Annotated in this window: 10 protein-coding genes; 2 read left to right on the forward strand and 8 right to left on the reverse strand. The window is 65.4% G+C overall.

From position 1 onward, the window contains the following. The 4 genes from RBR29_RS08620 to rph all read right to left on the reverse strand — a co-directional run. Nucleotides 1–543, reverse strand: a 543-nt coding sequence (locus tag RBR29_RS08620) for a glutamine synthetase beta-grasp domain-containing protein (RefSeq protein WP_320348627.1), incomplete at its 3' end; no start/stop codon positions are given. A 249-nt stretch (nucleotides 544–792) separates the two neighbouring features. Then, nucleotides 793–2,013 carry a radical SAM family heme chaperone HemW gene (hemW, locus tag RBR29_RS08625; protein WP_320348628.1) on the reverse strand — a complete coding sequence of 407 codons (1,221 nt, stop codon included), beginning with the start codon at nucleotides 2,011–2,013 and terminating at the stop codon, nucleotides 793–795. Then, nucleotides 2,010–2,645 (reverse strand): RdgB/HAM1 family non-canonical purine NTP pyrophosphatase, encoded by a 636-nt coding sequence (gene rdgB / locus RBR29_RS08630; protein ID WP_320348638.1) that lies wholly within the window; start codon nucleotides 2,643–2,645, stop codon nucleotides 2,010–2,012. Before rdgB ends, hemW begins: the two co-directional genes overlap by 4 nt. An 11-nt stretch (nucleotides 2,646–2,656) precedes the next feature. Next, nucleotides 2,657–3,409 carry a ribonuclease PH gene (gene rph, locus RBR29_RS08635; protein ID WP_320348629.1) on the reverse strand — a complete coding sequence of 251 codons (753 nt, stop codon included), beginning with the start codon at nucleotides 3,407–3,409 and terminating at the stop codon, nucleotides 2,657–2,659. An 82-nt stretch (nucleotides 3,410–3,491) separates the two neighbouring features. On the opposite strand from rph, the gene RBR29_RS08640 reads away from it, so the two are divergent. Together RBR29_RS08640 and RBR29_RS08645 are read left to right on the forward strand one after the other, a co-directional pair. Next, on the forward strand, nucleotides 3,492–4,403 hold the full coding sequence (locus RBR29_RS08640; protein WP_320348630.1) for a YicC/YloC family endoribonuclease: 912 nt from the start codon (nucleotides 3,492–3,494) through the stop codon (nucleotides 4,401–4,403). A gap of 94 nt (nucleotides 4,404–4,497) precedes the next feature. Next, nucleotides 4,498–5,721 (forward strand): MFS transporter, encoded by a 1,224-nt coding sequence (locus tag RBR29_RS08645; RefSeq protein WP_320348631.1) that lies wholly within the window; start codon nucleotides 4,498–4,500, stop codon nucleotides 5,719–5,721. Nucleotides 5,722–5,811: 90 nt separating this feature from the next. On the opposite strand, the gene fabB is transcribed toward RBR29_RS08645, so the two are convergent. From fabB to RBR29_RS08665, 4 genes are all read right to left on the reverse strand, one after another. Continuing rightward, nucleotides 5,812–7,029 (reverse strand): beta-ketoacyl-ACP synthase I, encoded by a 1,218-nt coding sequence (gene fabB / locus RBR29_RS08650; RefSeq protein ID WP_320348632.1) that lies wholly within the window; start codon nucleotides 7,027–7,029, stop codon nucleotides 5,812–5,814. An 11-nt stretch (nucleotides 7,030–7,040) separates the two neighbouring features. Continuing rightward, on the reverse strand, nucleotides 7,041–7,556 hold the full coding sequence (gene fabA, locus RBR29_RS08655) for a 3-hydroxyacyl-[acyl-carrier-protein] dehydratase FabA (RefSeq protein ID WP_369293024.1): 516 nt from the start codon (nucleotides 7,554–7,556) through the stop codon (nucleotides 7,041–7,043). Between the two features lie 131 nt (nucleotides 7,557–7,687). Further along, nucleotides 7,688–8,134, reverse strand: coding sequence for a hypothetical protein (locus RBR29_RS08660; RefSeq protein ID WP_320348636.1), 447 nt, complete (start codon nucleotides 8,132–8,134; stop codon nucleotides 7,688–7,690). Beyond that, nucleotides 8,131–8,837, reverse strand: a 707-nt coding sequence (locus RBR29_RS08665; RefSeq protein ID WP_320348637.1) for a methyl-accepting chemotaxis protein, incomplete at its 5' end; no start/stop codon positions are given. The genes RBR29_RS08665 and RBR29_RS08660, both read right to left, overlap by 4 nt.

An 8,837-nucleotide genomic window follows, 5' to 3' on the forward strand; every position in this document is an offset into this window, starting at 1 on the left:
ATAGCCGCCCTTGACGCTGGGGCGATAGCCCAGATTGTTGCCATTGGCCTCGTTGGCGTTCGACCAGAAGCCTTCGTCCGAGGCAATCTTCACGAAACTGCCGCTCATGTCGGCATTCCAGCTCACGCCATCGAAGACGAAGAATTCGGGTTCCGGCCCGAAATACGCCGTATCGCCCAGGCCGCTGGCCTTCAGGTAGGCCTCGGCGCGCCGGGCCAGGGAACGCGGGTCGCGATCATAGCCTTTCAGGTCCGAAGGCTCGACCACATCGCAGGTCAGGATCAGCGTGGTTTCCTCGCGGAACGGATCCAGGCGGGCGGTGCTGGCATCCGGGACCAGGATCATGTCGGATGCTTCGATGCCCTTCCAGCCAGCGATCGAGGAGCCATCGAAGGCGATCCCGGCTTCCATGCGGTCCTCGTCCACCTGGCTGGCGGGAAGGGTCAGGTGGTGTTCCCGGCCCAGCGTGTCGGTAAAGCGGCAATCCACGAACGCCACTTCGCGTTCGGCGATCATCTGCACAACGTTTTCAGGGGTGGACATAAAAGCTCCTGCGCCAAGTCATAGTGTCAAAGGGAAAAGCCCGAGGCTTCGTTGAATTCATAAGCAATGATCGTGCCATCTTTTGACCGCAGGCCATCCCAGGCAGCGATGCGCCAACAGAAGCCAAAAAACGGCACCATCCCGCACAGACGCACCATTCGGGTGCATATTTTAGTGCAAGCCCGGATGAGCGCGCACCATTTCGGTGCATTCACACAACAAATGGCCTGATTCCTGTCCGCCTGCCAATCAGTTCAGGAATTCCATCTGCAGTTCATTCAGAAAGCGCCAGCCATGTGGCGTGGCGCAGAGCCGATCCAGGCCGGGTTCGAGCAGACCGCGCTCGGCGGCGCGGCGCAGCGCCGGCAAGAGCGCCATCAGCGACAGGCCGGTCCGCTCGATGAACAGGCCGCCTTCGACGCCTTCGCGCAGGCGCAGGGCATTCAGCATGAACTCAAAGCCCAGATCGTCATGGTTCAGTTCACGGCGTTCGACCACATGCCGGCCCTCGCCTTCGCGCACCAGCCGCATCCAGGCATCCGGCATGCGCGCCCGCGCCTGGCGCGTGATGCGGTCCTGGAAGGAAATTTTTGAGTGCGCGCCCGGACCGATTCCCAGATAGTCGCCAAATCGCCAGTAGTTCAGGTTGTGCTGGCAGGCCTGCTGGGGCCGCGCATAGGCCGAGACCTCGTAGCGATCGAACCCCGCTGCCTGGATGAGTTCCGCCCCTCGGTCCTGCATGGCTGCACCCAATTCATCATCCGGCACCGGGGGCGGATATTTGGCAAAGACCGTGTTGGGTTCAAGCGTCAGATGGTACAGGGATAGATGGCCCGTACCAAAGGCCAGGGCCTCGCGCACGTCCCGTTCGCATTCGGCCAGGGTCTGCTGCGGCAGCGCGAACATCAGGTCCAGATTGACCCGATCCACGGCGTGCTGGGCCATTTCGATGGCGGCGCGCGCCTGGGCCGCGTCATGGATGCGCCCCAGACGGCGCAGCTTGTCATCGTCAAAACTCTGGATGCCCAGGGAAATACGATTCACCCCGGCCTGGGCGTAGCCCTGGAAGCGGGCCGCCTCGGCGGTGCCCGGATTGGCCTCCAGGGTGATTTCCGCGTCAGGCGGCAGATTCAGATAGGCACGGAACAGGCCGATGATCCGATCGACTGCATCGGCCGACAGCAGGCTGGGGGTGCCGCCCCCAAAGAACACCGTCGCAACCTGCCGCCCCCAGACATCGGGCACGGCCTGTTCCAGATCGGCCTGCAGCGCCTGCAGATAGGCCTGTTCCGGCAGTTCCCCGGCGCGCTCATGGGAATTGAAGTCGCAATAGGGGCATTTGCGCACGCACCATGGCACATGGACGTACAGCGACAGCGGCGGCAGCGCCGCCAGGCCGGGTTTGCCGCGCACCCCGGGACGGCCATCCCCTGCGCGCTCGGGCAAGGGGACCTGGATCAGTCGTTTCATGGTCGCGCCGGTTCCCCCCGGCCTCGATCCTGGTCGAATTCACTGCGCAGCGCCTGCAGCAGGCTGCGCAGGGCGCGCGCCCGGTGGCTGAGCACGTTTTTTTGTTCCAGGGGCAGTTCAGCAGCGGTCATGCCCAGATCGGGCAGATAGAAATGCGGATCATAGCCAAAACCATGGGTGCCCCTGGGGGTTTCCAGGATCTCGCCGTCCCACGAGCCTTCGACCACGATCGGGCGAGGATCATCGGGACTGCGCATATACACCAGCACGGCGACATAGCTGCCGCGCCGATCAGTCTGGCCGGCCATGTCCGCCACCAGTCTGGCATTGTTGGCCGCATCCGAACGCGCACCGTCCGGTGTCTGGGCGTAACGCGCCGAATACACCCCGGGCGCACCGCCCAGGGCATGCACGCACAGGCCCGAATCGTCGGCCAGCGCCGGCAGACCCGTGACACGGCTGGCGTGGCGGGCCTTGGCCAGCGCATTTTCCACGAACGTATGGAAGGGTTCTTCGGCCTCGGGCACGCCCAGCGCGCTTTGCGGCACCATGTCGATCCCGGCTGCCGACAGGCTGGCAGAAAATTCCTTCAGTTTGCCGGGGTTGCCCGAAGCCAGCACGACTTTTTTCATGGCAGCGCGGGTCATGCGGTTTCCAGTGCCGCAGCCTGCGCGCGGATCAATTCCTGGATGCCCAGAGTCGCCAGATCCAGCAGGCCGTTCAGTTCATCGCGGCGGAAACTGCCGCCCTCGCCCGTGCCCTGGACCTCGACGAAATCCCCGGCGCCCGTCATGACCACATTCATGTCCGTATCGCAGGCGGAATCTTCCGGGTAATCCAGATCCAGGACAGGGCGCCCGCCCACGATGCCGACCGACACGGCGGCCACCTGGCCGCGCAGCGGATCAGCCGCCAGTTGTCCCCCTGCCATCAGGCCGCGCACGGCCAGGGCCGCTGCGACCCAGGCCCCGGTGATGCTGGCGCAGCGGGTGCCGCCATCGGCCTGCAGCACGTCGCAATCCAGATGCAGGGTGCGTTCGCCCAGCGCCTGCAAATCGAATACCGCACGCAGGGCGCGGCCGATCAGGCGCTGGATTTCCTGGGTGCGGCCACTCTGTTTGCCCCGTGCCGCCTCGCGGTCGCCCCGGGTATGCGTGGCACGCGGCAACATGCCGTATTCCGCCGTGACCCAGCCCTGCCCCCGCCCCTTCAGGAAAGGCGGCACCTTGTCCAGCACGCTGGCATTGCACAGCACGCGCGTATCGCCCATGCAGGCCAGCACCGAGCCTTCGGCGTGGCGCGTGTAGCCGGTCAGCAGTTCGATGCGGCGCAATTCATCCGCCCGTCGGCCGGACGGTCGTGCAGAAGCGGTAGCGCGGGAAGGGGTGGTCGTCATGAGGAAATTTCCAGCCAGAAGGCCCGACAGGGCCGGTCTACAATAAGACTCCATTGTAGAGAAACGCCGACGAGACCGCCCCATGATCCGCAGCATGACCGCCTTTGGCACCGCCCGACTGGATTCCGACGCCGGGTCGGTCAGCGCCGAAATCCGCAGCGTCAACAACCGCTACCTGGACCTGAGCCTGCGCATCCCCGAGGACCTGCGTTTCTCCGAAGCCCGCATACGCGATCTGATAGGCCGCCAGGTCCTGCGGGGCAAAGTCGAACTCAAGCTGTCCTACGCGGCGCTCGAACGCGAGGCCCTGCAACCCATCGATGCCGAGGCCGTGCGCGCGCTGGCCGAACAGCTGCAATGGGCACGCCGCTTGATCCCCGACCTGCCTGCGCCGACACTGGCCGAACTCCCGCGGACCGGCACGATGCGCGGCGGCCTGGACGCCGAAATCTGGCTGCCTCTGTGCGAACAGGCCTGCGAACAGGCGCTGGCACAATTCAGTGCCGCGCGCCAGCGCGAAGGCAAGCGGCTGGCGCAGGCCATGCTTGCCCTGGCCGACGAAATCGACCGCATCGTGACGCAGGTCGAGGCCGAACTGCCGGACCTGGTGCGCCAGCATCAGGACCGTGTCGCCCAGCGCCTGCGCGAAGCCCTGGAAGCCGCCAGCCCGGACGGTTTCGCCGCCATCGGCGGGGCCGAACTGAGCGCCCGCATCGCCCAGGAAGCCAGCCTGTTCGGTCTGCGCGTGGACGTGGCCGAAGAACTCACCCGCCTGCGTTCCCACCAGCAGGAACTGCGCGAAATTCTCTCTGGCCGGCACGCGTCCTCCGCGCGCGGCGGCAGCGGCAAGCGCCTGGATTTCCTGTTCCAGGAAATGAACCGCGAAGCCAACACCCTGGGTTCCAAGGCCGCCGCCCTGTCCGTCACCCAGGCCGCCATCGACCTGAAACTGCTGATCGAACAGATGCGGGAACAGGCGCAGAACATCGAATGATGTGTTCCCTGGCGCAGTAGTATGGATGCCCATCACGCCGGGCACATATCATGCGGCAGCGTACAATCCATCGGATCGTATCGCTCACTTGAAAATGAAAGATTCCCTTGCCACGGCGCCGTCCGCCGCCGCCCAGTCCGAACCCGGCGTCGCTTTCCCCATCCTGGGGGCCATCAGCCTGACCCACCTGCTCAACGACATGATGCAGTCGGTGCTGCTGGCGCTCTACCCGGTGCTCCAGGGCCGGTTTGAACTCAGCTTCGCCCAGGTCGGCATCATCACGCTGGCTTTCCAGTTTTCATCGTCGCTGCTGCAGCCGGTAGTAGGCCGGGTCACCGATCGCCGTCCCATGCCCTATTCCCTGCCGATCGGCATGGGCTTCACCTTCTGCGGGCTGTTGCTGCTGTCCCAGGCCTGGAATTTTCCCGTGGTGGTCCTGGCCGCCACCCTGGTGGGGGCCGGGTCATCGGTGTTCCACCCGGAATCGTCCCGGGTGGCGCGCATGGCCTCGGCCGGTCACCATGGCCTGGCCCAGTCGATCTTCCAGGTGGGCGGCAACATCGGCTCATCGATCGGCCCGCTGTTGGCCGCACTGCTGATCGTGCCTCGCGGCCAGGGCAGCGTCGCCTGGGTATCGCTGGCGGCGCTGGCCGGCATCTGCATCCTGCTGGGCGTCAGCCGCTGGTATGCTGCCAACCTGACCAGCGCGCGAGGCCGCGCATCCCTGCGCAAGACCGACAATGGCCTGTCGGCCCGCCAGGTGCACGGCGCCGTGTTCATCCTGCTGCTGCTCATCTTCAGCAAATATTTCTACCTGGCGGGGCTGAACAGCTATTTCACCTTTTTCCTGATCGACCGTTTCGGCCTGAACATCCAGCAGGCGCAATATGCCCTGTTCGTATTCCTGGCCGGGGTGGCCACCGGCACGCTGACGGGCGGCCCCATTGGCGATCGCATCGGCCGCAAGCGCGTGATCTGGGGCTCGATCCTGGGTACCGCGCCATTCTCGCTGGCCCTGCCCTACGCCAATCTGCACTGGACCCTGATCCTGGTGTTCTGCGCCGGGTTCATGATCGCATCGGCCTTCCCGGCCATCATCGTCTATGCCCAGGAACTCATGCCCGGCAAGACCGGCACGGTCTCGGGCCTGTTCTTTGGCCTGGCCTTTGGCATGGGGGGCATTGGCGCGGCCGCGCTGGGCCGGCTGGCCGATGCCACCAGCATCGCCTTTGTCTACCACCTGTGCGCCTTCCTGCCCCTGCTGGGCCTGGCGGCTTTCTTTCTGCCCGACACGCGGCGCCCGAAAACCGCGCGCTGACCAACGAAAAGACCCGCCGGCGGTCGGGCGCGGCGGGCCATGTGCTTGCTTGGGTGCCTGACCAGGAACCCCGGCCAGCGGATCAGGGCATCAAAGCCCCGCGCGCGAGAACACCAGGGTCGCGTTGGTGCCGCCGAAACCAAAACTGTTGGACAACGCGGTTTCGATGCGGGCCTGCGGCAGGGTTTCGCGCAGGATGTTCATGCCCTCGGCGGCCGGATCCAGCGTGTCGATATTGGCCGATGCGGCGACAAAGCCATGCTGCATCATCAGCAGGGTGTAGACGGCCTCGTTTACGCCGGCGGCGCCCAGCGCGTGGCCGGACAGGGACTTGGTGGACGCGATCCAGGGCTGATCGTCGCCGAAGACTTCGCGGATGGCTTCGAGTTCTTTCATGTCGCCCACCGGCGTGCTGGTGCCATGGGTGTTGATGTAGTCCACACGCGTGGTCACATCCGCCAGCGCCTGGCGCATGCAGCGGGCCGCGCCTTCGCCGGAAGGCGCCACCATGTCGTAGCCGTCGGACGTCGCCCCGTAGCCGACGATTTCGGCCAGGATGCGGGCGCCGCGCGCCTTGGCGTGTTCGTATTCCTCGACCACCAGGATGCCGCCGCCACCGGAAATCACAAAACCGTCGCGGTCGGCGTCATACGTGCGCGAAGCCCGGTCCGGCGTGTCGTTATAGTTTGTGGACAGCGCCCCCATGGCATCGAACATGAAGGATAGCGACCAGTGTTCTTCTTCGGCCCCGCCGGCAAACACGATGTCCTGCTTGCCCAGCTGGATCTGTTCGACGGCATTGCCGATGCAATGCGCGCTGGTGGAACAAGCCGAACTGATGGAATAGTTCACGCCCTTGATCTGGGCGCCAGTGGCCAGGCAGGCGGACACGCCGCTGGCCATGGCCTTGGTGACCATGTAGGGGCCGACGCGGCGCACGCCTTTGTCGCGCAGGGTCTGGATGCCATCGTGGATCGAGGAATGCGAGGCCCCCCCGGCACCGACGATCAGGCCGGTGCGTGGATTGGACACCTGATCGGGCGTCAGGCCGGCATCCTGGATGGCTTCCTGCATGGCCAGCCAGGCGTAGGCGTGGCCATTGGCCATGAAACGCCCGAGCTTGCGATCGATCCGATCGAGCGCGTCCAGACGCACCGAACCCGCCACCTGCGACCGCAGGCCCTGTTCGGCGTATTCCGGCTGAAACGTGATGCCGGAACGCCCCTGGCGCAGACTGTCGAGGACCTCGGACTGGTTGTTGCCCAGGCTGGACACAATGCCCATGCCGGTGACGACGACACGACGCATGATCGAAGCTCCTAGAAATTGTCCGTGCGCGTGAACAGCCCCACGCGCAGATCATGGGCCACGTAAATTTCGTGGCCATCGACTTCCATGCGGGCGTCGGCGATCCCCATCACCAGTTTGCGCATCATCACGCGCTTCATGTCGATGGTATAGCGGACCAGCTTGCCGGCAGGCAGCACCTGGCCGGTGAATTTGACCTCGCCTACGCCCAGGGCACGGCCCCGGCCCTGACCGCCGCAGCACCCCAGGAAAAAACCCACCAGCTGCCACATGGCGTCCAGCCCCAGGCAGCCCGGCATGACCGGATCCCCCTGGAAATGACAGCCGAAAAACCACAGATCAGGACGGATATCGAGTTCGGCCACGATCTGGCCCTTGTCGTGCGCGCCGCCCCGGTCATCGATATGGGTGATGCGGTCGAACATCAACATGGGCGGCAGCGGCAGCTGGGCATTGCCTGGGCCGAAGAGTTCCCCGCGTCCGCAGGCCAGCAGTTCGTCGTAGCTATAGCTGTTCTTTTGCATGATGTTCCGTCTGAAACCCCCGGCTCGGCAGCCATGATGGGCGCTGTGCACCCCGTGAACCAGGTAAGCTGACTAGTATAACCCGAGATATTTTCAGCCGATGGCGCGCCAGGCAACTTGTGCCGGACATCCTGCTACCGCTCATCGAACCAGACCGTCACGGTCCCCCGGATGAACAGGGGCGGATGATCGTTGACCCAATGTTCGACCCGATGCACCAGCAACACAGGCCCGCGCGCTGCGCGTCCATCAAAGGCATGGGTTTCGATGCTGCGGCCCGCCAGCGGCACGCACGGCCCGCGTTCCGAGCCCCAGCACAGATCGGTGGCGACCTGGGCGGTGCTGCTGTAATCCCGGGAAGCATAGACCTGGGTGATGCGCGCGCCATCCGGTACAGCCGGCCCCCGAGGCCCCGGTTCGTAGCGCACCACCACGGCCCGGCCTTGCGCCTGCAGGCCCTGGCTGACCTGGTCCCGCGTCCAGGCCTGACCACCGCCGGCCCAGGCCGCGCCCGCCGCCAGGATCAGCACGGCCGCTGTGGCCAGCGTGCCGCACGGCAACCCGCACCACGCAGTGTTCATTCCTGCGGCAAGGCGGCCGTGCCCGGCCCGCTCAGCTGAAAGACTCCGACCGCCCGATTCAGGCCATTCATCTGGTCGTTCAGGGCCTGGGCTGCCGTGCCGGCCTCGACCACCAGCGCAGCGTTCTGCTGCGTCACCTGATCCATCTGGCCGATGGCCAGGTTGACCTGTTCGATACCGGATGCCTGTTCGCGGCTGGCCAGCGTGATTTCCGACATGATGTCGGCCACCCGCTGCACGCTGGAGACGACTTCGGTCATGGTCTGGCCCGCACCGTCGGCCAGTTCGGCGCCAGCCTGGATTTTCTGCACGGTGGAATCGATCAGATCACGGATTTCCTTGGCTGCGCCCGAAGACCGCTGGGCCAGCGCCCGGACCTCGGAAGCCACCACGGCAAAGCCCTTGCCCTGTTCGCCCGCCCGGGCGGCCTCGACGGCGGCGTTCAGGGCCAGGATATTGGTCTGGAAGGCAATGCTGTCGATCACGCCCACGATATCGGACATCTGGCGTGTCGAGGCATTGACCTCGCCCATGGTCTCGACCACCTGGGCCACCGTCTGCCCGCCCCGGGAAGCGACCTCGGACGCGGTCGCCGCCAGCGTGTTCGCCTGCTGGGCATTGGCCGCGTTGTGACCGACCGTGCTGGTGATCTGTTCCATGCTGGCTGCGGTTTCCTGCAGAGACGCGGCCTGCTGCTCGGTGC

It is taken from the genome of Castellaniella sp. (assembly GCF_034007085.1).
Classification (GTDB): Bacteria; Pseudomonadota; Gammaproteobacteria; order Burkholderiales; family Burkholderiaceae_B; genus Castellaniella.